Below are 23,987 nucleotides of genomic sequence, written 5' to 3'. Positions count from 1 at the left end.
CCTGATCCTCTTATCGTGTTTAAACGTCAAGCCTGAATTTCGTGGGCCCGAGAGCCACTGCCATGATGCAGGTTGATCCGTGAATAAAAAAGTGCGACGAGTGAATTCTTCCAGCGTCAAACTGCACTTTGCTATAGACGGAACAAGCTATAGGTTAGTTTCCAGGTCTGACACCGCCGCGTCTGAATGAAGTTTACGCCGGCAACCGTGAAAGCTGCGCTTTCAGCTTGTCAGCCGTCGACTCGAATTCGGCAAGCCGCTTGCGTTCCTGTTCAACCACCGCGGCCGGCGCACGGGCTACAAAACTTTCGTTTTCCAGCTTGACGCGCGCCTTGCCGATTTCCTGTGTCAGCCGATCGACTTCCTTCGTGAGGCGTTCGCGTTCAGCGGCGACGTCGATCTCGACCTTAAGCACCAGCTTGTTCGATCCTACAATAGCAACTGGCGCGCCACTTGCCTCTGCGTCGAGCGCATTTTCGTCGGTGATGATCTTTACCTCCGACAAACGCGCCAGTGCCTGGACATAAGGCGCGAACGACTTCAACTGCGCTTCGTCGCCCGTTGCCAGCAGCGGCACTTTCACTGCCGGTGACAAATTCATCTCGCCGCGCAGATTACGACATGCATCGATGACTCCTTTCAGTTCGGCCGCCCACTGTTCTGACGATTCGTCGATTTTCGACGGTTGCGCCTGCGGATAGCGCTGGATCATGATCGATGCCGTTTGGCTGCCATTGGCCGGCTGCGGATACCGGTCGGTCAGCGGCGCAACCTTCTGCCACAAGGCTTCCGTGATGAACGGAATGATCGGGTGAGCCAGACGCAGCACGGTTTCCAGCACGCGCAGCAGGGTCCGGCGTGTCGCGCGCTGCTGCTCGGGCAGGCCGTTTTGGATCTGTACCTTCGCCAGTTCGAGATACCAGTCGCAGTACTCGTCCCAGACGAATTTGTAGATGGCGCTTGCCACGTTATCGAACCGGTAATCAGCGAAACCCTTCTCGACCTCCGCTTCCACACGCTGCAGCAGCGAGACGATCCAGAAGTCCGCCTGCGAAAAATGCAGGTAGCCGCCTGGGCCGCAGTCGCCCGCTTCGCATTCTTCCGGTTTGCCGAAACCACAATCGTGGCCTTCGGTGTTCATCAGCACAAACCGTGTAGCGTTCCACAACTTATTGCAAAAATTACGGTATCCCTCGCACCTTGCCAGATCAAAATTCACGTTGCGACCGAGAGTGGCCATGGACGCCATCGTGAAGCGCAAGGCATCCGTGCCAAACGGCTGAATTCCGTCCGGGAACTCCTTGCGGGTCTTTTTCTCGATCTTCTCGGCCTGCTTCGGGTTCATCAGGCCGGTAATACGCTTGGCGACGAGCGTTTCCAGATCGATTCCGTCGACAATGTCGATGGGGTCGAGCGTGTTGCCCTTGCTCTTCGACATTTTCTGGCCTTCCGCGTCGCGCACGAGACCGTGGACGTAGACCGTGTCGAACGGGATCTTCCCCGTGAAGTGCGTGGTCATCATCACCATCCGGGCAACCCAGAAGAAGATGATGTCGAACCCCGTCACCAGCACCGACGACGGCAGGAAATGCTTCAGCTCCGGCGTTTCGTTCGGCCATCCAAGCGACGAAAACGGCACCAGCGCGGACGAGAACCAGGTGTCGAGCACATCTTCGTCGCGTCGTAGCGTGCCGGTATAGCCGTTTTGGGAGGCTTCCGCGCGCGCTTCGGCTTCCGTCTTGGCGACGAAGATTTCGCCGTTCTCACCGTACCACGCGGGGATTTGATGGCCCCACCAGAGCTGGCGAGAAATACACCAGTCCTGGATATTTTCAAGCCACTGGTAATACGTGTTCGACCAGTTTTCCGGCACGAACTTGATTTCGCCGCTGCGGACTACGTCGAGCGCCGTTTCCGCGATCGATTTACCCGGATTGAACGTGCCTTCCGGCGCCGGTTTGCTCATGGCCACGAACCACTGGTCCGTCAGCATGGGCTCGATCACCACGCTGGTACGGTCGCCGCGCGGTACCATCAGCGTGTGCGGCTTGACCGATTCAAGCGCGCCGAGCGCTTCGAGATCGGCCACGACCTGCTTGCGGGCATCGAAACGATCCAGGCCACGATATTTTTCCGGCGCGTTGTCGTTGATTTTTGCGTCGAGCGTAAGGATTTCGATCATGGGCAGCTTGTGACGCAAGCCCACCTGATAGTCGTTGAAATCGTGCGCCGGCGTAACCTTGACCACGCCGGTTCCGAACTCGCGATCCACATAGTCGTCCGCGATCACCGGAACTTCACGGCCCGACAACGGCAAGGTGACCGTCTTGCCAATGAGATGCGCGTAACGCTCGTCTTCCGGATGGACCATCACGGCGGTGTCGCCGAGCATGGTTTCCGGGCGCGTGGTGGCAACTGTCAGGTGTCCCGAGCCGTCCGTCAGCGGGTAGTTGATGTGCCACAGATTGCCGGCTTCCTCCTCGCTCACCACTTCAAGATCCGATACAGCCGTGCCCAGCACCGGATCCCAGTTCACCAGCCGCTTTCCACGATAAATCAGGCCCTGCTTGTAGAGCGTGACGAAAACATCCTGCACGGCGGTCGACATCTTGTCGTCCATCGTGAAATATTCCCGCGACCAGTCGATGGACGCGCCCAGTCGGCGCACTTGCCCCGTAATGGTCGAGCCCGACTGCTGTTTCCATTCCCAGACGCGTTTCAGGAATTCCTCGCGGCCGAGGTCATGGCGCGAGATGCCCTTGGCGTCGAGCTGGCGCTCGACCACGATCTGCGTGGCGATGCCCGCGTGGTCCGTGCCCGGCAGCCACAGGGTGTTTTCGCCGAGCATGCGGTGATACCGCGTGAGGCTGTCCATGATGGTCTGGTTAAACGCATGACCCATGTGCAGCGTGCCGGTGACGTTTGGCGGCGGGAGCTGGATCGAGAAGTCTTTTTTTCCTTCGTCGAGGCTCGGCGCGGCGTACCCGCGCTTTTCCCATTCGGGTCCCCAGTGGGACTCGATGTTCTGGGGCTCGAAACTCTTCGCAAGCGTGTTGTCACTCATGGGGTGGGATCTGCCGAAAATTGCGTAAAAAAGAAGCGGGGGTCGACCAGCGACATCGGTGAATTATAAGGTCTTACCGAACCTGCAGCCGATTTAGGCGCGCCTGATCGGCCTCAATCGAGCGCAAAGCGAGCTTTCAAAGCGGTTGTTTCGAAAACGTGTCCGCCCGCGCGGTCTTATAATGTTCGACCCACCGGAAGACTCGCCCATGCCCGATTTGCTTGCCAATCTGAACCCCGAACAACTTGCCGCCGTCACGTTGCCAAACGAGCCGGCGCTTATCCTGGCGGGCGCGGGCAGCGGCAAGACGCGCGTCCTGATCACGCGCATCGCGTGGCTGATCCAGCAGGGTTATGCGTCGCCGCAGACCATTCTCGCGGTCACGTTCACGAACAAGGCCGCAAAAGAGATGATGGCGCGGCTGACGGCCATGATGCCCATCGATACACGCGGCATGTGGATCGGCACCTTCCACGGCTTGTGCAACCGCATGCTGCGCGCGCATTTCCGCGATGCCGGCCTGCCGCAGGCATTCCAGATCCTCGATACTGCAGACCAGCTTTCGGCCATCAAGCGGCTGATGAAGGGCCTGAATATCGACGACGAAAAATATCCGGCCAAGAATCTCCAGTACTTCATCAACAACGCGAAGGAACAAGGGCTGCGTCCGAAAGACGTCGACGCGACCGACGCCTTCAACATGAAGTTCGTCGAGTTGTACGCGGCGTACGAGCAGCAATGCCAGCGCGAAGGCGTGGTGGATTTCCCCGAGCTCCTGCTGCGCTGCTACGAGCTGCTCGCGCACAATCCGCCGCTGCGCGCGCATTACCAGGCGCGTTTTCGCAATATTCTGGTCGACGAGTTCCAGGATACGAACAAGCTGCAGTACGCGTGGCTCAAGATACTGGCGGGCGAGCATAACGCCATCTTCGCCGTGGGCGACGACGACCAGTCCATCTACGCATTCCGTGGCGCGAACGTCGGCAACATGCATGACTTCGAGCGCGAATTCCATGTGCGCAACATGATCAAGCTGGAGCAGAACTATCGCTCGCATGGTCATATTCTCGATACCGCCAACTTCCTGATCGCGAAAAACTCGCGCCGGCTCGGCAAAAATCTGCGCACCGATGCAGGTCACGGCGAACCCGTGCGCGTGTACGAGGCCGCGACCGATACGCAGGAAGCCGGGTGGATCGTCGAGGAGATCAAGGCGCTGATTCATGCAGGCGCGGCGCGTGGCGAGATCGCGATCCTGTATAGAAGCAATGCGCAGTCGCGAACCATCGAACATACGCTGGTGAATGCGGGCATTGCGTATCGCGTGTATGGCGGCTTGCGGTTTTTCGAGCGCCAGGAAGTGAAGCACGCGCTTGCGTATCTGCGCCTGATCGACAACCCCAACGACGACACCGCGTTTTCCCGCGTCGTGAATTTCCCGACGCGTGGAATTGGCGCAAGGTCGATCGAACAACTCGCCGACGCCGCCCGTCTCTACAACTGTTCAATGGCCGCGGCCGTGCCCTACGTGGCCGGCAAGGCAGGTTCGAGTCTCGCGAATTTCGCGCAGTTGATCGGCAAGATTCGCGCCGAAACACAGCACATGAGCTTGCCGGAAACGGTGGAGTACGTGGTCCGCGCGAGCGGTCTCGCGACGCATTACGAGAATGAACGCGAAGGCCAGGACCGGCTCGAGAACTTGCAGGAAGTGGTGAACGCGGCGGCTGCATTCGTGCAGGAAGAAGGCTACGGGCTCGATACCCCCGCGCGTTCCATTCCGCTGCGCCCGGGCGCGACCAACGCGCCGGAAATCGGCGTGGCGACGGATGATCCCGCTGTCGATGTGCTCGATCCCGAAAGTCCCGCCGATCCTGCGCAAAACCCCGACACCATGACGCCGCTGGCGGGTTTCCTGTCGCATGCATCGCTGGAAGCCGGCGACAACCAGGCGCAAGCCGGCCAGGACGCCGTGCAGTTGATGACGGTGCACGCAGCCAAGGGGCTGGAGTTCATGGCCGTGTTCATCACGGGGCTCGAAGAGGGTTTGTTCCCGCACGAGAACAGCGCGCAGGAAAGCGACGGGCTCGAAGAGGAACGGCGTCTCGCGTATGTGGCGATCACGCGGGCGAAGGAGCGGTTGTATCTGTCGTTTGCCCAGAGCCGGATGTTGCACGGCCAGACGCGCTACAACATCCGCTCCCGTTTCTTCGATGAGCTTCCGGAAGAGTCGCTCAAATGGCTCACGCCCAAAGTGGAAGCAGGCGCGCGCTGGGGCGGCCGGGCCGATAACGCCGGCTGGGGCCGGGACTGGTTCGCGCGTCCGGGGCAGGAACGCGGAGAACGCGCCGCTTACACGGACCCGGATGCCGGCAAGCCGTTGCCCGCGTTCGCCAACAACCAGCGCGCGGCTGACACCGGATTCAAGATCGGCCAGCCCGTGTTCCACAACAAGTTCGGCGAGGGCACGGTGATCGCGCTGGAAGGAGCAGGGACGGACGCGAAAGCCCAGGTCCGGTTCAAACGCCATGGCGAGAAATGGCTCGCGTTGGCGGTGGCTAAACTGCAGGCAGTGGAATGAAGATGGACCGGCTCGGCATCATGGCGGCGTTGCCGCAGGAACTGGGCGATCTCACCGATGCAATGCGCCTTGCCGGGAATGTCCGCACCGAGATCATCGGCCGTCGCGAATATCACGTCGGAACGGCGCATGGCGTGCCGTGCGTGGTAACGCTGGCGCGCGTGGGCAAAGTGGCCGCGGCCGCGACGGCGAGCGCGCTGATCCACGTGTTCAGCGTCGATTCCATCGTGTTCACGGGTGTCGCGGGCGGTGTTCGGGAAGACGTGCGCGTGGGCGATATCGTGATCGGCGATATGCTGATGCAGCACGATCTGGACGCGTCGCCGCTGTTTCCGCGCTTCGAGGTGCCGTTGCTCGGCATGGCGCGTTTTGCCGCGAACGCCGGGCTCAGCGACGCGTTGGCCAAGGCCTGCACCGCCTTTCTCGCCGATGAACACGCGGCGCTCGAGGCGCGTTTCGGTGTGCATCCTCCACGGTTGCATCGCGGGCTGATTGTGAGCGGGGACCGGTTTGTATCGAGTCATGCCGAGGTGAACGCGCTTCGCGACGCTTTGCCTGAAGCGCTCGCCGTCGAGATGGAAGGCGCCGCGATCGCCCAGGTTTGTTACGAACACGACGTGCCGTGCGCCGTGGTGCGCACCGTATCAGATACCGCCGATGCCGACGCGCCCGAGTCATTCCTCGAGTTCCTTCACGCGCTCGGCGGCGCGTATTCGTCGGGGATTCTGCGGCGCTTCTTGACGGCGCGCGTCTGAGCGCGGCAATCCGCCTCATCTTGTCTTTCCAACGGCCGTAGCCCCGCTCATGGCGGCGCTTCGCGCATCGGCTTCGCTCACCAACGATCCCAGATCTTTGCATCGGTCCTGCCCCAAAAATCCTGCTTGTAATTGAGAATGATTCGCAATTACAATACATCGGACGACAGGAGGTCCACTTTGACCCAAACGACGCTCGATAGATTGACCGGCTTCTCGCCCGGATCGCTGGCTGATTCGCTGGCTGATTCACTGCCTGATTCCGGCCGGGCAGCGCAGGTTATATCCACTAACGCCGCACGTGTGATCGAGACCACCCGCCATGCGTGGCTCGGCAACGCAACGCCGCAGATCGGAGACACGGCCAGGCAAGCTCGCCGGCCGCGCTTTCAGCGCCGCCCGATGATCGCCAACCTGGCGCTGGTAATGAATTTCTGGAGTACGAGACCGCTGTGATCGCCACCCAATCTCAAACTGCGACGCCGGCCACCTTGGCAACGCCCGCAGCGGAAACAATCCATCGTTCCGATGTCCCGAATCAGCGCATGCACGACGCCAGTCGTTTCCCGCTCGTGCGGTTGCGCCGCCGCTCGGTACAGCCCGGCTACGCATTTGCCTGGGGCGCCGAAATGCAGCGTCTGCTTGCGCTGAAAGCGCCGTTCGTGATCGTCGCGGAGTATTGCGCCGACGAACCCGCCGACGATCTGCGCCTGCGCTCCGCATGGCTGCGATCGAACCGGAGCGCCCTCGCAATGTACTGCCGCGGCCTGATCGTGATCGAACCGCGCATCGAGGCGCGTGCATCGACGCGGGAGATCGTGCGCGGCATGTGCAGCGGCAGCGGAATGCGCCTGGTCGTGGTATCGGGCATGCGGGTCGCCAACGAACTCGCGCCGGTGCTGCTCAAGCACTTGGGCCCGGACCTCTCGAAACCGCCTTCCATCGCTAAACCCCGCCTTCAAATGCCGTGACACCCGCACGAATCAGGGCCGTCCCTCTCTAGCACGGCCTTGACGGCTGAACTATGCTCAGGTGCAATTCGCCGCGCCCGGATGATCCGGACGCGGCGATTCCGCTACCCGACAGAGGTTCGAATGCCGACTTATCGTGAAGCTCACCGCCGTTCGATCGACGATCCGGAATCGTTCTGGGGCGAACAGGCACGGCGCATCCATTGGGAAACGCCATTCGATCAGGTCCTCGACCGCAGCAATCCGCCGTTTGCGCGCTGGTTTGTCGGCGGCAAGACCAATCTCTGCTACAACGCCGTCGACCGTCATCTCGCCTCGCGCGGCGAGCAGAATGCGCTCGTATATGTATCGACGGAAACGGGCATCGAGCGGCGTTATACCTACGCCGAACTGCACGCTGAAGTGAATCGCATGGCCGCCGTGATGCGCTCCCTTGGCGTGAAGCAGGGCGAGCGCGTGCTGATCTACTTGCCGATGATCCCCGAAGCCCTGTTCGCCATGCTCGCGTGCGCACGGCTCGGCGCGGTTCATTCGGTCGTGTTCGGCGGCTTTGCGGCGCCGAGCCTCGCGGCGCGCATCGACGACGCGACGCCCGTTCTGATCGTCACCGCCGATGCCGGCGCGCGTGCGGGCAGGGTGATCGACTACACGCCGCTCGTGGATGAAGCGCTGGCGCGCGCCGAACACAAGGTCGCGAACGTGTTGCTGATCGACCGGCAACTCGCGCCTGAGCGGTTGCAGGCGCCGTATCTGGTCGAATACGAACCGCTGCGCGCACAATTCTTCGATGCCCAGGTTCCATGCGTATGGCTGGAGTCGAACGAACCTTCGTACGTGCTCTACACGTCGGGGACGACGGGCAAGCCGAAGGGCGTGCAACGAGACGTGGGCGGCTATGCAGTGGCGCTGGCGGCATCGATGGAACACATCTTCCAGGGCAAACCTGGCGACACCATGTGGACCGCTTCCGACGTGGGCTGGGTGGTCGGGCACAGCTACATCATCTACGCGCCGCTGATTGCCGGGCTGACCACGGTCATGTACGAAGGCACGCCTGTTCGCCCCGACGGCGGGATCTGGTGGCGCATCATCGAGCAGCACAAGATCAACCTGATGTTCACCGCGCCGACCGCGCTGCGCGTGCTGAAGAAACAGGACCCGAAGCTGATGGAGCAAGCGGATTTATCGAGTCTGCGAACGCTCTTCCTGGCCGGCGAACCGCTCGATGAACCCACGGCGCAATGGATCCAGAGCGCGCTTAAAAAACCGGTCGTCGACAATTACTGGCAGACCGAAACCGGCTGGCCCATGATCGCGATTCCCAGAGGGATCGAACCGTTGCCGCCGAAACTGGGTTCTCCCGGCGTGCCATCGATGGGCTTCGCATTGACCGTGCGTAACGAAGCAACCGGTGAGGTTTGCGCGCCTGGAGAGAAGGGCGTGATCGCGCTCGATTATCCGTTGCCGCCGGGCTGCATGCAGACCGTATGGGGCGACGATTCACGTTTCATCAAGACGTATTGGCGGAGCATTCCCGGGCATCAGTTGTATTCGACATTCGACTGGGGCGTGACCGACGAAGACGGCTACGTGTCGATCCTCGGTCGCACCGACGACGTGATCAACGTGGCGGGACACCGGCTGGGCACGCGTGAGATCGAGGAAGCGATCAGCAGTCACAGGTCGGTGGCCGAGGTGGCGGTTGTAGGCGTTGCCGATCCGGTCAAAGGCCAGGTCGCGCTCGCATTCGTTGTGTTGCGCGATGTCCAGGCGCTGGACCAAGAAGGCGCCCGCGAAGCGCTTGAAGCGGAGCTTGCGCGCAGTGTCGACTCACAGTTGGGAGCGATCGCCCGTCCCGCCCGTGTGCATTTCCTCGCGATGCTGCCGAAGACGCGCTCAGGCAAACTACTGCGGCGCGCGATCGCGGCACTCGCTGAAGGCCGCGACCCGGGTGATCTCCCGATGATCGAAGATGCCGGAGCGCTGGTGCAGGTGAAAGAGGCTTTGACACGCCAATGACCCGGTTCCAGGTGCGCCGCCCGGAACGCTTCGGCTTTCTCAACGAACCAGCTTCTGCAGCACCGATTGCGTCTTCGGCGATCCATGCACTGATTCCTTCGCCAGGTTGATCTGCATGGTGGTGGCCGCGACTTCGTGCACGGCTTGCTCAAGTTGATACGTTCCGCGAGCGTCGAGCCAGTCCAGGATCTCCGCCAGATGCCATACCACGGCGCTGCCTTCATGAACCGGCGAGGGGAAGGTCGAGGGATTCGCGAGCATCAGCTTGCGCATGTTCTGGCGCGTGACGCCGATGGTATCGGCGACGTCCGTCAGGCCGACAAAATCAGGCGATGCCTCCACGAGCGCGGCCGTTGGAATGGCTGACTTGACGTCCGCCAAGGCGCTCATCAACGCGGCTTCCGCGCTGTCCGCTTCCCGCGTGAATGCCAGCGCGATGCGGCCCGGTTGTCCAATGCCAATCAGCGCGTCGTCGCATCCGGCGGCGGCAAGGCGCCCAATCAACTCCTCGTGATCGCAGTCGGTTTCCGAGAGCCGGTATTTCAATGTGAACGTGTATTCCATGGCGTCGTTTTAAATAAGACCACTGTTTGATGGGAAGGCTTTTCTATCTGGATCGCGCAGTTGTCCACTACGCGTTTTAAAGCCCGCGCATGATTGACAGCGTTTTTAGGTGTGCTCCAGATACTGGTGATACAAAACTCGCCGCAACGGCAAGTGGCCTCGTTGAATGGACAGTACATCCGTCCCCAGGCATGGCTTCCGCCTTCTTCAACGCGCCAGCCGTATGATTCAGCATGCCGCAGGGCCTCTTCAATTTCCTTCTTGTGATGCTTTGAACGAGTCATCCTTAGCTCCATAATAGAAGCGCTGCCTCTGGTTGTCAAGTGACAACCAGAGGCAGCGCTGGAACATCGAAACGAAAACTCGTTTTGGAGTCGTGCTTTCGCCGGTCGTGTGCCTGTCCTGCTCACGCGACCGGGAGCATCACATGTGCGCCGATACCGGTTTCTCGCGGGTATTGGGCAACAGGATAGTCAGGACTCCGATCAGCGGCAGGAACGAACAAACCTTATAGACATAGTTGATGCTCGTCGCGTCAGCCAGATGGCCAAGGACTGCCGCGCCGATTCCGCCCATGCCGAAGGCAAAGCCGAAGAAGAGCCCCGCAACCATGCCAACCTTGCCGGGAACCAGTTCGGTCGCATAGACCAGAATGGCCGAGAACGCCGACGCCAGAATCAAACCGATCACAACGGACAGCACGCCGGTCCAGAACAGGTTGGCGAACGGCAGCATGAGGGTGAAGGGCGCGACGCCCAGGATGGATACCCAGATCACGACCTTGCGGCCGATCTTGTCACCAACAGGGCCGCCGACAATGGTGCCCACCGCGACTGCCGCGAGGAACCAGAAAAGGTGAACCTGCGCCGTCTCTACGGCCAAATGAAACTTGCTGATCAGATAAAAAGTGAAGTAGCTGCTGATGCTGGCGAGATAAAAATACTTCGAGAACGTGAGCAGCATCAGGACTGCCATCGCGATCATCACCTTTTTGCGAGGCAATGCAGAAACCACGGCGGAATGACGCGATTTCTTGACTGCGGGATGGCTCTGATACCACCGGCCAATGCCGAACAGCACCACGATCGCAAGCAGCGCGGCGGCGGAGAACCATGCAATGCTGCGTTGTCCGTGGGGCATGATGACCAATGCCGCCAACAAAGGCCCGAGTGAACTGCCCGCGTTGCCTCCGACCTGAAACACCGATTGCGCGAGGCCGTGCCGGCCGCCCGACGCCATGCGCGCCACACGCGACGATTCCGGATGGAAGATCGACGAACCGCACCCGACAAGCGCGGCCGCGATCAGCAAGACCGGGAAGCTTCCTGCCATCGACATCAATAACAGGCCACACAGCGTAAATCCCATGCCAATGGGCAATGAATACGGTTTCGGATGTTTGTCGGTGTAAAGCCCGACTAGCGGTTGCAATAACGACGCCGTGATCTGGTACGTCAGCGTGATCAGCCCGATTTGCCCGAACGAGAGCGAAAACTCGCTTTTGAACATTGGGTAAATGGCAAGGATCAGCGACTGGATCATGTCGTTGAGCAAATGCGCAAAACTGATCGCGCCCAATACTGAAAATACGGTGCGGGGAACGGCCGTGATCGACGAACTCGCCGGACTCAAGGACGGCGCGGCGCCAAGCGCGTTTTTATCGATACTCGTCTGCATGGTGAAGGGCTGGGGAGGTCTCGCGTTGCATTCGTTATCCACCTGAGCTGAAGCAGATAACCCGTTTTTGTAATTTTAAAGTGTCCTCTATCCATTGTCCGGCCAAGTTTTGTTGCGAACAGGACAGTAGATGCCGATCTCATCCGGGTTTTCCATGCGTTTTGCTCATCAAAGCCGGCTTTGCAACAAACGCTGAAAACAGCGCTAAAGAACTGCCGGTTCCCGCCGTTGACCATTGATGTACTCGCGCTTGCCGCTTACAAGGCGGTTTGTTACGCGAGTGACCAATCAAAACCTGGGATTTCAATCGATGAAATTGCTTTCGCTGCATCAGGCCGTCGGGACAAGCGGCCGTTCGCTGTCCGTCAAAGCATCGCTGCGGCTCGCCTTCGCATTGCTGTTGATCGGGACGCTGGTTATCGGCGTGATTGCGCTGACGCAGATCAGCCGGCTCAACGGCTCGACGGAATCGATTTATCGCGAAGGGTATGTGGCGAGCCGCGCGGCCGAGGACCTGCGCGCGGCCATGTTGCGCGCGAGCCGCTCGCAAAAGATGTTGCTGACCGCGACGACGGCGAAGGAGCGCGACGAACTCGGCGCGGACATAGAACATGCGCTGGCCGACATTGGCCGCGATCAAACCCAGTTGCAAGGTTTCGCCGATCCAACCGGCGGCCAGAAGGCGATGGCGAAAGCCGTTGGCGCGTGGAGCAGCGACTTGCGCGCGTTCGTGAAGCTGATGAAGGAACAGCCGCTCGACTTGTCGCAGATGAACTGGCAGGTCGGCATGCAGGACGTATCGCTGCTGGTGGCGACCGGCAAGCTCGAGAAACTCGTCAACGTGCTGATCGAGCAGCGCGGAGTGGCGGCGAAGGCGACCATCGATACCGCTTCATCGATTTATCACGTGTCGTTCGTGATGGTTGCCGTGTTGACGCTGGCGCTGATCGCGCTGGCGTTTTTAGTGAGCGAATGGGTCGTGCGGCGTCTTTCCAGGCAACTCGGCGGCGAACCCGTCTACGCGATGCAGATCGCAAGCCGCATCGCCGCGGGCGATCTGTCCAACCGCATCACCATCGCCAAGCGCGATAACACCAGCATGCTCTACGCGCTTTCGGGCATGCAGTCGGGTTTATCGACGACGGTCGGCGAAATTGCGGCGAGCGCGGAGGCGATTGCATCGGCATCGGGTGAGATCTCGCAAGGCAACGTGGACTTGTCGCAGCGCACGGAACAGCAGGCCGTCGCCTTGGAGAAGACAGCGTCGAGCATGGAGCAATTGACGTCCACCGTGCGCCAGAACGCCGAGAACGCGAAGCAGGCCAGCTCGCTCGCGCACAACGCGTCGGAGATCGCGGAGAAGGGCGGCGAGGTCGTGGGCCGCGTGGTCGCGACCATGGAGCAGATCAACGCCAGCGCGAAGAGCATTGGCGACATCATCGGCGTGATTGAAGGGATTGCGTTCCAGACGAATATCCTCGCGCTCAATGCGGCTGTGGAAGCCGCGCGGGCCGGCGAAGAAGGGCGTGGTTTCGCGGTCGTCGCGGGTGAAGTGCGAAGCCTGGCGCAACGGTCATCGGCAGCGGCGAAGGAGATCAAGGGTTTGATCCATACATCGGTCTCGCGTGTATCCGATGGCTCCACGTTCGCCCACGAAGCTGGCGCGACCATGGACGAAGTCGTGCGCGCGGTGAAGCGCGTGACGGACATCATGGGCGAGATATCGGCGGCGTCGGCGGAGCAGAGCAGCGGTATCGAAGAGATCAATCACGCGGTCACGCAGATGGACGCCGGCACGCAGCAAAATGCGGCGCTCGTCGAACAGGCGGCGGCCGCGGCGCAATCGCTCGACGATCAGGCGCACGCGTTGAAACAACTCGTCGGCAAGTTTCAGTTGAAGTGATGTAACGTTGTATTCGATAGAACGAAGGCTTGCCCGAAAGCGGGTCTTCGTTCTAGAATTCGCGACGGGCGCGGCAGGGCGCCCGGTCTCGCGAAAGTGAAAGCACCTGTCACGCGTTATCTCTTCATCTGGATAAACCGCAACGTTGAACCTTTAGCCGCAGCGAGAACGGCGCATTAAGGAGAAACGTCATGTGGTCTACATCTGCACCTCGCACTGCCAATACAGATTCGTGCAATACCGAGTTCCTTCGACGCCATGCGCGCCGGCTGCTTCGTCTCGCCCGCGGAGAAAGCACGAGCACCGCGATGCCCGTCCTTCGCCGTCTGCTCGCAGCGGGCGTGATGCGCGAGGCAACGACGCTTACGCAACTGCACGAAAAGCGCGCGGCGATCCAGCTCAAGCATGTGCTGAACATGCTCGCCGTCGAGCTGGGACATTTTGGCTGGGATGCCTGTCAAGCCGTGGTGGATACGCAAGCGCCCGCCGTCATCGACAGATACCGCTTCGATGCCGGCGCTTTCGGCGATTACGAAAAAGTGTGGTTTGCAAGCGCTGCTGAAAGCCGTGACTGGCAGCGCGAGCATGGGGGTTACATCGTGGAGTACGGGGATCAGGCGGTTGCAATCCTCTGGCGCGAGTAGCCGGGCCAGGTTCAGCCGCGCCGACTAGATCAATTCCATTTCTTTCCAGTCGGCGTTGCTAAAAAAACGGCTTAGCTCTCGCATCAGGTCGTTCAACGCGGACATTTCCATGGATGTGATCTTCCGCACGTGCTGCGCGTCGGTCCAGTCGCCGTAAAGCATTGCCACCGTCGAGCCGTTTGCTTTCACCGGCAGGAGGACGAACGCGTGGGCATCGCTGAAAGACGATTTGAACCAGCGCGGCAGGCGTGCATCGATACGCGGGTCGCGCGCATTCTCGATAAAAATCCCCACCGGATTCGAGATTGCCAGATGGAACACGTCCGGCTGGAACGCCGCCGGGAATGTCAGCGACGGCAACAGCGATTCCACGCCCGGGCCGAGTCCAAGCCGCGCCTGGAATTCATCGTTGACCTGACGCACGAACACGACAGTGCGCGAAAACGAAAGCCCGGCGAGCACGGCTTCGGACGCAAGTGCGAGCACGGGCGCCAATGCGTTCTTCGATGGCAGCGAGCGCAAGTCGTCGAGGCTCGCCGCAATCCGCGCTTCTGCCGACAACTCCGCACGCGCGATGGCATCGGCGTCCGCCCGCAGTTCCACGATCTCGCGCATCACACCATCGTTCGAATCCTCGTTCGCGAGCGCGAGGCTCATCTCGGCAAGCGTCGCCGCATCGGTCGCAAGCGCGCGGCTGTAGCGGTTCGCAATGTCGATCAACGAATTCTCGCGATGGGCTTCATCGACATGCTGCGCAGTGAGCGCATCGGCGACTTCGGTGGAATAGTTCGTGACTGCCTGCAGCCAGCGTACGTGGCGCGGCGTTTTTTCGTCGATTGGTGCAAGCGGGTCGCGCGTGAGCATGCCGGTACGGATGGTCTCCGGCAAACGCCAGCGGTCCGCGGCCTCGATGCCGATTTCCTCAAATGTGACGCCCAGCAGCGCGCCGCATGCAATGCTGTCGCTGATATGCTCGGCGGCGGCTTTGCGGCGCAACTGGTCCCATTCGGTCTCGAGATAAAACGCAACCAGGAGCTTGCCGATCTGCCGCATCAGCGTACAGACCACCGCTTCTTCCGATGTACGGAATTCACTGCGCTCGGTCACTTGCCGCGCGACCGCGCCGGAGAGCAGGGTGCGGTTCAGTTCGAGCTTGGCATCGATACGGCGCGGCGCGCTGTGATGAAAGTGATCGACGAGTTTCAGCCCGACCACGAGATGGCCGACCGCGTCCATGCCGAGGACCATCAGCGCGCGCGTGACGGTCGTGATGTTGCCGCCGAACGAGATGTACATCGCGGAATTGGCGAGCCGCAACACCTTCTGCGTGAGGCCGAAGTCAGACAGAACGACCTGGACGAGGGCCGTAAAGTCCAGGTCGTCGTCGCCCATGGCGGATACCGTGGTGCGCAAGGCCTGCGAGAGCATGGGGAAATCCCCGCGCTCGCTCATGCGCGCCCACAGTTTGTCCAGTAATTCGGCTTTGGTATTGCTTGCCATGCGATTGGTGTAATGCCTTGCAGGTTCCAGTCCAGTTGGCTGAGCCAGCTTGGGTCGGGCGCGTTGGCGGTGTTGAGGCCGGCAACGCGCGTTTGACTCAGCCGATGTGTAATGCGCGGAAAAACTTGCATGAGTCAGGTACGCAAGTCCGTGGCGTCTATGCCTTATAACGGCGCAACAGCACACAAGCTTTAAGCGAGACGCGAGACTTGCCGTACCACGTGACGGTATCTCATAAAGACGCCTGGAGAAAGAGCGTTTTATCCTCAAAGCAACGCTTCAGTTCGGTGGCGGGAAGCGCCTTGCTGATCAGCCAGCCCTGTATTTGATCACAGCCCATCTCGATCAGCAGATCACGCTGCGCTTGCGTCTCGACGCCTTCCGCGACCAGTTCCAGCCCGAGGGATTTGGCGAGTCCCACCACGGCGGTGACGATCGCCCGATTATTACGGGACGTCAGCAAGTTTTCGATGAAACTCCGGTCGATCTTGAGCTTCGAAAGCGGAAAGCGCTGCAAATAGGACAGGCTTGAATAGCCGGTGCCGAAGTCATCGACGGCAAAGTGGATGCCGAGCGCCGCCAGCGTTTCCAGCAGCAGCGTGGCTTCTTCGGGATCGTGCATCAAAAGGCTTTCGGTGATTTCGAAGACCAGCCGGCTCGGGTCCAGGCCCGTCAGATCGAGCGCGTCCTTCACGTTCTGGGTGAAGCGTTTGTCGCGGAACTGCTGCGGCGACACGTTCACCGACACGTAATCCAGCCTGATGCCGTCCTTGTCCCACTGCACCAGTTGCATGCACGCTGCTTTCAGAACCCAGTTGCCGAGATAGTTGATCAGGCCAATCGATTCCGCCAGCGAGATGAAAGCCGCCGGCGGCACCAGGCCATGCACCGGATGCTGCCAGCGGATCAGCGCTTCTACGCCGACCACGCCGCCGTGACGGCTTTCGGTGATCGGCTGGAAATGCAGCGCAAACTCGCCGTTGCGCACGCCTTCGTACAAATCGGCTTCCAGGTTCAGGCGTTCGGCGTCGCGCGGATCGTTGTCGGGCGCATGGAACACGACGATATTGCCGCCCGAGCCCTTGGCTTGGGCGAGCGCATGATCGGCCATGCGCAACAGGCTGCTGCCGGTATGCTCGACGGCATCGGGGTAGATCGCCGCCCCGATACTCGCGGACAAATGCGTGTGCTGCCCGCGATATTTATAGGGCTGCGCCACCGCGCTCAGCAAACGCCGGCCGAGATCTTCGGCCGCTGCGATTGCTTCGTGCGCCGTCCCTGCCGCCATCAATACGGCGAATTCGTCGCTCGATACCCGCGCCACGCGCTCGCCCGCGCGCGCAGCATGCTGCAGCCGGCGTGCGGTCTCGCGCAGCATGTCGTCGCCGGCGTCATAACCGAGCGCGCGGTTGATGCGCTGGAAATCATCGATATCCACCCGCAGCAGCGCCGCGTGCGTTTGCGTGTGCACGGCTTCGGCCTGGGCGGCATCGAGTGCCGCTTGCAAGGCTGTCAGGTTTTCCAGGCCCGTGAGCGGATCGTGATTGAGCGCGTGCCGCAAGGCGGCTTCGGTCTCACGCCAGTGCGAGACTTCGAAGGCGGAGACGGCGAAGCCATCGTCGGGCGTCGAGAGGATCCGCAGCTCGACAAGAATCGGCGTTGTCAGCGACTTGAGCAAGTGGAGTGTCGCTGTCTCCAGCTTGCCGCTTTGCCGTGCACGGACGACGAGGGCATCGAGTTCATCGATTTCCTCCGTTGCCACCAGCTCGTGAAGCGTCAAGGAGCTCAGGTAGTCACGGTGATAGCCGAGGAACTCGACACTTCTCTCCGATACATAGCCGACCTGCAGCGACGCATCCACTTGGGCAAGAAAGTCGACGGCGGCAAGCGTCGCTTCGTTTGCGATGCCTGATGGGACCCGCTCGGGCGCGTCGATTGCGGCGACTGGATGTGCATCTTCGCCGCGCGCCGACGAAACCTGGACGAGCCGCACTGCGTTCAGCGGAAGCGGCACATACGGTTTCACACCGGCGGCGGGAGCATCGACGGTAGCGAGCTTGGGAGTGCAACTGGCTTGCGCGGCTGCGGCCAGCGTCGCGGCAGCCCGGCGCACTGCGCTGCGGGTCTGGGCGGCGACGGCAAGCCATGCATTGAAGCGCTGAGCGCGTGTCCGTTTTACTTGCATGTTGTCTGGTTTGGCCTGTCTGAACGCGCGCCTGGCCTTCGGAAGCGCGGCACGCGCTGTCCGGCGCGCGCGCCGCATCGTAGTGCTGGAGGATTGCCGGCGATGCTGACGCAAGCCGCCGGAAGTGCCGGCAGCCGCGAGTCGGACTGTTCTTTGCAAGTTAACGGTTGTGTCGCTGAATTCTTTAGAAGAATGGCCGCGCGGCTGAAAGCCTTCATGCCAGCGGGTTTGAAGCAATTTGTCACTACCCGGATTTGGGGTAGAGTGGGGCTGGAGGAGGCACGAATCATTCATCCTCCGTCGCCGTTATCCAGTTGTTACCGTTCCATTTGCCGTACGCCATGACCGTGTCCCCAAGCCGATCGTCACAGCCGGACCACAAGCCGCGCGCCGCCAACGCCAGCATCACGCCGCGCCGGTCTCCGGCGTGTCCGGGGTGCGCCTGCAAGCACGCGGCACGGAATGAAGCCATCGGATCGATCAATGCAGCCGGTTGATCGCACGCCACCGCCAGGCGATTCTGCTGATGGACAGGCTGACCTGTCCGCTGATTCGTCCGCACCCCGCGAACCGGAAAGTGTCTATCTGGGGCGCCAGCCGATCATCGATCGCAAGGGCGCGCTGCATGCGTACGAACTGCTTTTTCGCGACAGCCCCGACAATCGCGCGCGCATTTTCGACGATGTCCAGGCCACAGCTCATGTCGTGGCGCGAACGGTCGGTGAGATCGGTCTGTCGGCCGTGCTCGGCGATCATCGCGGCTTCGTGAACATGAACCGCGACCTGCTGTTCGATGACATCGTCCACATCATGCCGCCCGAGCGCTTCGTGCTCGAAATCCTCGAAACCGTCACCTTCGACGCCAGGCTCTTCAAGCGCTGCGAGCAATTGCGCGCGGCAGGCTTTCAGTTCGCCCTCGACGATGTCGTCGCGCTGACCGAACCGCTGCACGAAGCGCTGCCTTACGTGGATTACGTGAAGATCGACTTTCTCGCCGCTGACCGTGCCCATATTCCGGAACTCGCGGCCACGCTCAAGCGTCATGGCAAGACCTTGATTGCAGAGAAGATCGAGACCCACCAGGACTTCGATGAAGCCAGCAAGCTCGGCTTCGACCTGTTCCAGGGTTATTTCTTCGCGCGTCCGCAGGTGCTCGTGACGCGACGCTCGAATCCATCGCGCACCGCGCTGTTGCGATTGCTCGGCGTGTTGTCGGGCGAACCCGGGATTGCGGAACTCGAAGCCGAACTCAAGCTCAATCCAAATGTGGTCGTGCAGTTGCTGCGTCTTGCCAATTCAAGCGCGTTCAAGCTGGCACGTCCGGTTTCATCGCTGCGCGAGGCGATTGCGGCGACCGGCACGCGGCAGATTTCACGCTGGACGCAGTTGCTGCTGTACGCCGATGGACGCCATTTGCCGTGGCGCTCGGACCCGCTCGTGCAGCTCGTGGGCACACGCGCGCGCTTCATGGAGCTGGCGGCGCGCGTCATGCAGCCATCGAATGAAGAATTCGCCGATGCGGCTTTCATGACCGGCATCTTTTCGCTCGTGCATGTAGTCGTGGATCTGCCGCCCGTCGAGATCATCCAGTTGCTGAAGTTGTCCAGGGAGATTTGCGACGCGATCGTCGAAGGCAGCGGACCGCTTGGCGCGTTGTTACGGATCTCGCAGGCAGCCGAACGGGGCGATGCGCCGGAGCTCGATTCGAGTACCGGCTCGAATGCCGGGTTTGCTGTACTGACGCCGGTCGTGCTTGCCGAGTTGCAGTTCGAGGCCGCCACGTGGTTCGGCGCGCATCGGGTGGAGTAGCGCGCACGTATTACCCGAACAAAATACCCAATCAAAACGAAGGGAGTGTCATGAAACGAAAGTTTGCGGGGAAGTTGCTGGGTTTGTCGCTAGGCGCCGCGCTCGGGGCTTATGCGCTGGTTGCCTATGCAACCCTGAAGCCGGGCGATCAGGCGCCGTCTTTCACGACGCAGGCGTCGCTGGGCGGGAATGTCTTCGACTATTCACTCGCGAGCGCGTTGAAGAAGGGCCCGGTCGTGTTGTATTTCTATCCGGCCGCATTCACGAAGGGCTGCACGATTGAAGCGCATGAATTCGCCGATGCCGTCGATGAATACAAGGCGCAAGGCGCAACCGTGATTGGCGTGTCGCATGACAACATCGACACACTGAAGAGGTTTTCGGTGAGCGAGTGCCGCAGCAAATTCCCGGTTGCCGCGGATGCCGACTCGAAAATCATCAAGCAATATGACGCGTCCATGCCGCTCATCAACTCCATGGCAAACCGCGTTTCATACGTGATCGCGCCCGATGGCAAGGTGATCTACGAATACACGAGTCTCTCGCCGGACCAGCACGTGGCAAATACGTTGCAGGCGTTGAAGGACTGGAACGCGAAGCACAAGACGCAGTAAATCCTTTGCACTTAAGGTTGTTTGCCGATGCCGATCATCGTTGCACTTGTCGTTCTTGTCGCTGTGATTTACGGCGCGTTCTGGTCCTTCCACGAAATCTCGGCGGCGTTCGGTTTCGGCGTTGCCCTCGGCGCCGCGATCGTGGCGGGTTTGATCGTGGTGGCCGTTGCCGCCTACTTCTGGTTCCGATGGAAAGAAGTCGCCCCCAATGTCCGCGACGGCGACTGGACGCACGAGATAAAGGGCGACTGGGGCGGTGTAAGGGTAGCGGCGGTCAAGCGCCTGTGCGAGATTCGCGTGGGTGAGCGCACCGGCATGTACATCTTTGCCGACCTGCGTGGCGCGCGCATGGAAGCAGGTTCTGCGGGCCAGGCGTGGCAGGTCGTGCTCGATGTCGCCGACACCACGCAAGCGAAATGGGTAATGCCCATGCGCGATCGCCGCGAGGCACACAAGTGGAGCCGGATCTTGCAAAAGGCCACGGATCCAAAACTGTGACCGCCTAGTGATAACCCATGTCACCGCGCACTTTGCCGCGAAATACCCAGTACGACCAGACTACATAGAGCACGATCACGGGCAGCAGGAACATCGTTCCGATGAGCAAAAACTGCTGTGAAAGCGGCGTTGTGGACGCATCCCATAACGTCACCGATGGCGGCGCAATAAACGGCCACAAGCTGATCACAAGGCCCGTGAACGCGAGGAAGAACAAGCCGATCGAACACATGAACGGCACGACTTCCTTTCTCTTGCCGAGCGCCGACCATAACGTCCATATGAGCAGTACTGTCAGCACCGGCACCGGCGCAAACACGAAGCTTGCGGGAAAACTGAACCAGCGCTCCGAAATCCGTGCGTCCTTGAGCGGCGTCCAGATGCTGATCAGCAAGATGAACGCGATCACGCCGAACAACACCTTCTTTGCCATGCCGCGCGCCCATTCCTGCAGTTCGCCCTCGGTTTTAAGCACGAGCCACGTCGTGCCCTGCAACGCATAACCGAAGATCAACCCGATGCCCGTCAAGAGCGGAAACGGCGCGATCCAGTCCCAGCTCGTGCCGATAAAAACGCGGCCGTGTATCGGAAAGCCCTGGATGAACATTCCGAGCACCACGCCCTGCGAAAACGTCGCGATCAGCGATCCATATCCGAACGCGCCGTCCCAGATCCACTTGCGCGCGCCGACCACCTCGCGGAATTCGAAGGCGACGCCGCGAAAGATCAGCCCGAGCAGCATCAGCAGGATCGGAAAATAAACCGCCGGCACGATGATCGAAAACGCCAGCGGAAACACCGCCAGCAAGCCGCCGCCGCCGAGGATCAGCCACGTTTCATTGAAGTCCCAGACCGGGGCGACCGAGTTGATCATCAACTGCCTCTCTACGGGGTCGCGGCGGAGCAGGAACACCATCCCGACGCCGAGATCGAAGCCGTCGAGCAGCACGTACATGAATACGGCAAGCGCCAGGATGGCGGCCCACATCGGCACGAGGTCGAGCATCATGGTCTCCTGGCTGGCGGAACGACATCGTCGGCCCGGACGGCTTTGACCGCGCCCGAAGCCCCCGCAGCACTCGCCGATGCCGCCGATAAAGGCCGCGCCGCACGTGTCTCTGGTTGCAGCAGGTCGTGATCGGTTTCGATGTGTTCGTCGGCGGGACCGAGGCGCACGAGGCGTCGCAGCAGGATGTAGCCGGAGCCGAAAATCACGATGTACGCCAGCACGTAAAGCAGCCACGAGAGCCCGACATCGCCGGCCTTCAATGATGGCGTGACCGAATCGCTCGTGCGCATCAGGCCATAGACGGTCCACGGCTGACGACCGCTTTCAGTGGTGGTCCAGCCGGCCAGCACGGCGATAAACCCGAGCGGCATGCCATACGTGGCGCATCGCAGCCAGCGCTGGCTGGTTTCGAGCTTGCCGCGCGCAAATAGCACGATGCCGGAGAGCACCAGCACGAACATCAGCACGGCGATGCCGACCATGATCCGGAACGCGAAGAAGACCACGGCAACGTTTGGCCGGTCCTCGCGCGGAAAGTCTTTCAGCCCTTGCACGACGCCGTTTGGATCGTGCGTGAGATAAATGCTGCCGAGCACGGGTATCGATATTTCGAAGCGGTTGCGTTCATTCTCCTGATCGGGAATGGCGAAGATGGCGGCGGGAATGCGCGATCCGGTTTCCCACAGTCCTTCCATGGCGGCGAGTTTTGCGGGCTGATGCTCGCGCGTATTGAGACCGTGCATATCGCCGATAACCATCTGCACCGGCACCATGATCATCAGGAAGATCAGCGCCATCTTCGTCATCACGCGGCTTTCTTCCAGCGACCGGCGCTGGCGCAAGTACATGGCGCCCACGCCCAGAATGACGAACGCGGCCGTGACGAGAAAAGCGCTGACCGTGTGGCCGAGGCGGTACGGGAAGGAGGGCGTGAAGATGGCGTCGAAGAAACTGGTCACTTCGAAGCGGCCGTCGGGCAGGATCTTGTAGCCGCGCGGCGTCTGCATCCAGCTATTGACCGCGAGAATCCAGAACGACGAGATCACCGTGCCCGACGCCACGAAAAACGCGGCCAACACGTGCGCCCATTGCGGCACGAGCTTGCGGCCGAAGAGCAGCACGCCGAGAAACGCGGCTTCGAGAAAAAACGCGGTGAGGACTTCGTACCCCATCAACGGGCCGATCACGCTCGCGGTGGCATCGGTGAAGCGGCTCCAGTTGGTGCCGAACTGGAACGGCATCACGATCCCGGACACCACGCCCATGCCGAACGACACCGCGAATATCTTGAGCCAGAACGCCGAGAGCCGCCTGTAGACGTCGCGTTTGGTCACCCACCAAAGCACTTCCAGTGTCGCGATAAAACATGACAGGCCAACGGTGAACGCCGGCAACAGGATATGAAAAGCAATGACCCACGCGAATTGAAAACGGGACAGCAAAACGGCATCTAATTCCATGAACACTCCGCATGAGAAGTTTTCTATGGCGCGATTGACGACTTAGATTAAACCAGGATTTCGATAAACGACGGTTTTATTTAGGGCGCCTTCTGAATGAGAACCCGGCGGGCCGCGTAACAGCGTAATCAAACGCGTCACATGCGGCGTTTTGTCATCGTTGATATAATTACGCTTTCATTACACGCTGCGTGGACGACCACGCACGCATCGATCACACCGGGGACGGCCCCATTTTCGTTCAGGGGAATGTCCATGTCCTGGTTTCTATTGTTTATCGCCGGTTTGCTCGAAGTCGCGTGGGCCGCGGGCCTCAAGACTTCCGAGGGGTTCACGCGGCTGTGGCCATCCGTTTTCACCATCGTGACGGCGACCGGCAGCTTCGTGCTGCTCGCCATGGCCATGCGTCAATTGCCGCTCGGGACCGCTTACGCAGTCTGGACGGGCATCGGCGCGGTCGGTGCGTTCATCTTCGGCATCGTGATGATGGGCGAGGCGCTTACCGTGGCGCGGGTCGCGAGCGCGGCGCTAATCGTGGTCGGGCTTATTGGGTTGAAATTGTCCTCGGGACATTGATCGCAACGGATATTGCAGTGCTCTTGCAACGGTTCCTGCTGCATTAACGGCTCAAACAATCAATAAATCGGCCGTTAAACAGTGGTGCATTCCGCTTCACCGGTTCTTCGGCTTTAAGGGTTGAATCGCGAACTTGGGTGCTCGACACATCGGAAATATGA

General features: G+C 60.7%; 20 protein-coding genes. 11 read left to right on the top strand and 9 right to left on the bottom strand.

From position 1 onward, the window contains the following. Positions 1–193: 193 nt before the first annotated feature. Positions 194–3,064, bottom strand: coding sequence for a valine--tRNA ligase (locus AXG89_RS00560; RefSeq protein ID WP_062167138.1), 2,871 nt, complete (start codon positions 3,062–3,064; stop codon positions 194–196). A gap of 208 nt (positions 3,065–3,272) precedes the next feature. On the opposite strand from AXG89_RS00560, the gene AXG89_RS00555 reads away from it, so the two are divergent. The 5 genes from AXG89_RS00555 (at position 3,273) to AXG89_RS00535 (ending at position 9,387) form a co-directional block, all read left to right on the top strand. After that, entirely contained in the window at positions 3,273–5,642 is a 2,370-nt protein-coding gene (locus AXG89_RS00555; RefSeq protein ID WP_062167136.1) for a UvrD-helicase domain-containing protein, read from the top strand. A 2-nt stretch (positions 5,643–5,644) separates the two neighbouring features. Further along, the gene (locus AXG89_RS00550; protein WP_062170161.1) at positions 5,645–6,397 is read left to right on the top strand and encodes a 5'-methylthioadenosine/adenosylhomocysteine nucleosidase; all 753 of its coding nucleotides are present in this window, start codon (positions 5,645–5,647) and stop codon (positions 6,395–6,397) included. Between the two features lie 180 nt (positions 6,398–6,577). Further along, on the top strand, positions 6,578–6,853 hold the full coding sequence (locus AXG89_RS00545; protein WP_062167134.1) for a hypothetical protein: 276 nt from the start codon (positions 6,578–6,580) through the stop codon (positions 6,851–6,853). Then, on the top strand, positions 6,850–7,368 hold the full coding sequence (locus AXG89_RS00540; protein ID WP_236873351.1) for a hypothetical protein: 519 nt from the start codon (positions 6,850–6,852) through the stop codon (positions 7,366–7,368). The genes AXG89_RS00545 and AXG89_RS00540 overlap by 4 nt, the downstream gene beginning before the upstream one ends. 123 nt (positions 7,369–7,491) lie before the next feature. Beyond that, complete coding sequence (locus AXG89_RS00535; RefSeq protein ID WP_062167132.1) at positions 7,492–9,387, top strand: propionate--CoA ligase; 1,896 nt, start codon at positions 7,492–7,494, stop codon at positions 9,385–9,387. 39 nt (positions 9,388–9,426) lie between these two features. Here the strand turns inward: AXG89_RS00535 and AXG89_RS00530 are convergent, their stop codons facing one another. From AXG89_RS00530 to AXG89_RS00520, 3 genes are all read right to left on the bottom strand, one after another. Then, a complete protein-coding gene (locus AXG89_RS00530) occupies positions 9,427–9,951 on the bottom strand; it encodes a helix-turn-helix transcriptional regulator (RefSeq protein ID WP_062167130.1) in 525 nt (174 codons plus the stop codon). After that, positions 9,930–10,235, bottom strand: a complete 306-nt coding sequence (locus tag AXG89_RS00525; protein WP_236873350.1) for a hypothetical protein — start codon at positions 10,233–10,235, stop codon at positions 9,930–9,932. Before AXG89_RS00525 ends, AXG89_RS00530 begins: the two co-directional genes overlap by 22 nt. 139 nt (positions 10,236–10,374) lie before the next feature. Continuing rightward, a complete protein-coding gene (locus tag AXG89_RS00520) occupies positions 10,375–11,628 on the bottom strand; it encodes an MFS transporter (protein ID WP_062167128.1) in 1,254 nt (417 codons plus the stop codon). 310 nt (positions 11,629–11,938) lie between these two features. Here AXG89_RS00520 and AXG89_RS00515 point away from each other — a divergent pair, with 310 nt between their 5' ends. Both AXG89_RS00515 and AXG89_RS00510 read left to right on the top strand, forming a co-directional pair. Then, positions 11,939–13,531, top strand: coding sequence for a methyl-accepting chemotaxis protein (locus AXG89_RS00515; protein ID WP_062170158.1), 1,593 nt, complete (start codon positions 11,939–11,941; stop codon positions 13,529–13,531). A 191-nt stretch (positions 13,532–13,722) separates the two neighbouring features. Then, complete coding sequence (locus AXG89_RS00510; protein WP_062167126.1) at positions 13,723–14,175, top strand: hypothetical protein; 453 nt, start codon at positions 13,723–13,725, stop codon at positions 14,173–14,175. A 24-nt stretch (positions 14,176–14,199) separates the two neighbouring features. Here AXG89_RS00510 and AXG89_RS00505 read toward each other — a convergent pair whose 3' ends face one another. The 3 genes from AXG89_RS00505 to AXG89_RS00495 form a co-directional block, all read right to left on the bottom strand. Next, entirely contained in the window at positions 14,200–15,675 is a 1,476-nt protein-coding gene (locus AXG89_RS00505; RefSeq protein ID WP_062167124.1) for an HDOD domain-containing protein, read from the bottom strand. Between the two features lie 232 nt (positions 15,676–15,907). After that, positions 15,908–17,860 (bottom strand): putative bifunctional diguanylate cyclase/phosphodiesterase, encoded by a 1,953-nt coding sequence (locus AXG89_RS00500; RefSeq protein WP_082771438.1) that lies wholly within the window; start codon positions 17,858–17,860, stop codon positions 15,908–15,910. Between the two features lie 286 nt (positions 17,861–18,146). Then, positions 18,147–18,332, bottom strand: coding sequence for a hypothetical protein (locus tag AXG89_RS00495; RefSeq protein WP_075357100.1), 186 nt, complete (start codon positions 18,330–18,332; stop codon positions 18,147–18,149). A gap of 11 nt (positions 18,333–18,343) precedes the next feature. On the opposite strand from AXG89_RS00495, the gene AXG89_RS00490 reads away from it, so the two are divergent. The 3 genes from AXG89_RS00490 to AXG89_RS00480 are packed head-to-tail and all read left to right on the top strand — an operon-like array spanning position 18,344 to position 20,781. Continuing rightward, positions 18,344–19,669 carry an EAL and HDOD domain-containing protein gene (locus AXG89_RS00490; RefSeq protein WP_082771296.1) on the top strand — a complete coding sequence of 442 codons (1,326 nt, stop codon included), beginning with the start codon at positions 18,344–18,346 and terminating at the stop codon, positions 19,667–19,669. A gap of 50 nt (positions 19,670–19,719) precedes the next feature. Then, positions 19,720–20,283, top strand: a complete 564-nt coding sequence (locus AXG89_RS00485; RefSeq protein ID WP_062167121.1) for a peroxiredoxin — start codon at positions 19,720–19,722, stop codon at positions 20,281–20,283. Between the two features lie 27 nt (positions 20,284–20,310). After that, positions 20,311–20,781, top strand: a complete 471-nt coding sequence (locus AXG89_RS00480; RefSeq protein WP_062167119.1) for a hypothetical protein — start codon at positions 20,311–20,313, stop codon at positions 20,779–20,781. Positions 20,782–20,785: 4 nt separating this feature from the next. Here the strand turns inward: AXG89_RS00480 and cydB are convergent, their stop codons facing one another. Both cydB and AXG89_RS00470 read right to left on the bottom strand, forming a co-directional pair. Further along, positions 20,786–21,790 (bottom strand): cytochrome d ubiquinol oxidase subunit II, encoded by a 1,005-nt coding sequence (gene cydB, locus AXG89_RS00475; protein WP_205583053.1) that lies wholly within the window; start codon positions 21,788–21,790, stop codon positions 20,786–20,788. Then, positions 21,787–23,250: a cytochrome ubiquinol oxidase subunit I gene (locus tag AXG89_RS00470; protein WP_061999859.1), complete on the bottom strand. Its 1,464-nt coding sequence runs from the start codon at positions 23,248–23,250 to the stop codon at positions 21,787–21,789. The genes cydB and AXG89_RS00470 overlap by 4 nt, the downstream gene beginning before the upstream one ends. 255 nt (positions 23,251–23,505) lie before the next feature. Here AXG89_RS00470 and sugE point away from each other — a divergent pair, with 255 nt between their 5' ends. After that, on the top strand, positions 23,506–23,826 hold the full coding sequence (gene sugE / locus AXG89_RS00465) for a quaternary ammonium compound efflux SMR transporter SugE (RefSeq protein ID WP_062170154.1): 321 nt from the start codon (positions 23,506–23,508) through the stop codon (positions 23,824–23,826). Positions 23,827–23,987 lie beyond the last annotated feature (161 nt).

It is taken from the genome of Burkholderia sp. PAMC 26561 (assembly GCF_001557535.2).
Classification (GTDB): Bacteria; Pseudomonadota; Gammaproteobacteria; order Burkholderiales; family Burkholderiaceae; genus Caballeronia.
The sequence above is the reverse complement of the archived record's forward strand: the minus strand, read 5'-3'. Positions and strand labels throughout refer to the sequence as shown.

What these genes read in the sequence shown, in the direction of transcription:
- AXG89_RS00560 (WP_062167138.1), bottom strand. Translation starts at nt 3,064, where the DNA reads ATGAGTGACAACACGCTTGCGAAGAGTTTCGAGCCCCAGAACATCGAG.
- AXG89_RS00555 (WP_062167136.1), top strand. Translation starts at nt 3,273, where the DNA reads ATGCCCGATTTGCTTGCCAATCTGAACCCCGAACAACTTGCCGCCGTC.
- AXG89_RS00550 (WP_062170161.1), top strand. Translation starts at nt 5,645, where the DNA reads ATGGACCGGCTCGGCATCATGGCGGCGTTGCCGCAGGAACTGGGCGAT.
- AXG89_RS00535 (WP_062167132.1), top strand. Translation starts at nt 7,492, where the DNA reads ATGCCGACTTATCGTGAAGCTCACCGCCGTTCGATCGACGATCCGGAA.
- AXG89_RS00530 (WP_062167130.1), bottom strand. Translation starts at nt 9,951, where the DNA reads ATGGAATACACGTTCACATTGAAATACCGGCTCTCGGAAACCGACTGC.
- AXG89_RS00525 (WP_236873350.1), bottom strand. Translation starts at nt 10,235, where the DNA reads ATGACTCGTTCAAAGCATCACAAGAAGGAAATTGAAGAGGCCCTGCGG.
- AXG89_RS00520 (WP_062167128.1), bottom strand. Translation starts at nt 11,628, where the DNA reads ATGCAGACGAGTATCGATAAAAACGCGCTTGGCGCCGCGCCGTCCTTG.
- AXG89_RS00515 (WP_062170158.1), top strand. Translation starts at nt 11,939, where the DNA reads ATGAAATTGCTTTCGCTGCATCAGGCCGTCGGGACAAGCGGCCGTTCG.
- AXG89_RS00510 (WP_062167126.1), top strand. Translation starts at nt 13,723, where the DNA reads ATGTGGTCTACATCTGCACCTCGCACTGCCAATACAGATTCGTGCAAT.
- AXG89_RS00505 (WP_062167124.1), bottom strand. Translation starts at nt 15,675, where the DNA reads ATGGCAAGCAATACCAAAGCCGAATTACTGGACAAACTGTGGGCGCGC.
- AXG89_RS00500 (WP_082771438.1), bottom strand. Translation starts at nt 17,860, where the DNA reads ATGCAAGTAAAACGGACACGCGCTCAGCGCTTCAATGCATGGCTTGCC.
- AXG89_RS00495 (WP_075357100.1), bottom strand. Translation starts at nt 18,332, where the DNA reads ATGGCTTCATTCCGTGCCGCGTGCTTGCAGGCGCACCCCGGACACGCC.
- AXG89_RS00490 (WP_082771296.1), top strand. Translation starts at nt 18,344, where the DNA reads ATGCAGCCGGTTGATCGCACGCCACCGCCAGGCGATTCTGCTGATGGA.
- AXG89_RS00485 (WP_062167121.1), top strand. Translation starts at nt 19,720, where the DNA reads ATGAAACGAAAGTTTGCGGGGAAGTTGCTGGGTTTGTCGCTAGGCGCC.
- AXG89_RS00480 (WP_062167119.1), top strand. Translation starts at nt 20,311, where the DNA reads ATGCCGATCATCGTTGCACTTGTCGTTCTTGTCGCTGTGATTTACGGC.
- cydB (WP_205583053.1), bottom strand. Translation starts at nt 21,790, where the DNA reads ATGATGCTCGACCTCGTGCCGATGTGGGCCGCCATCCTGGCGCTTGCC.
- AXG89_RS00470 (WP_061999859.1), bottom strand. Translation starts at nt 23,250, where the DNA reads ATGGAATTAGATGCCGTTTTGCTGTCCCGTTTTCAATTCGCGTGGGTC.
- sugE (WP_062170154.1), top strand. Translation starts at nt 23,506, where the DNA reads ATGTCCTGGTTTCTATTGTTTATCGCCGGTTTGCTCGAAGTCGCGTGG.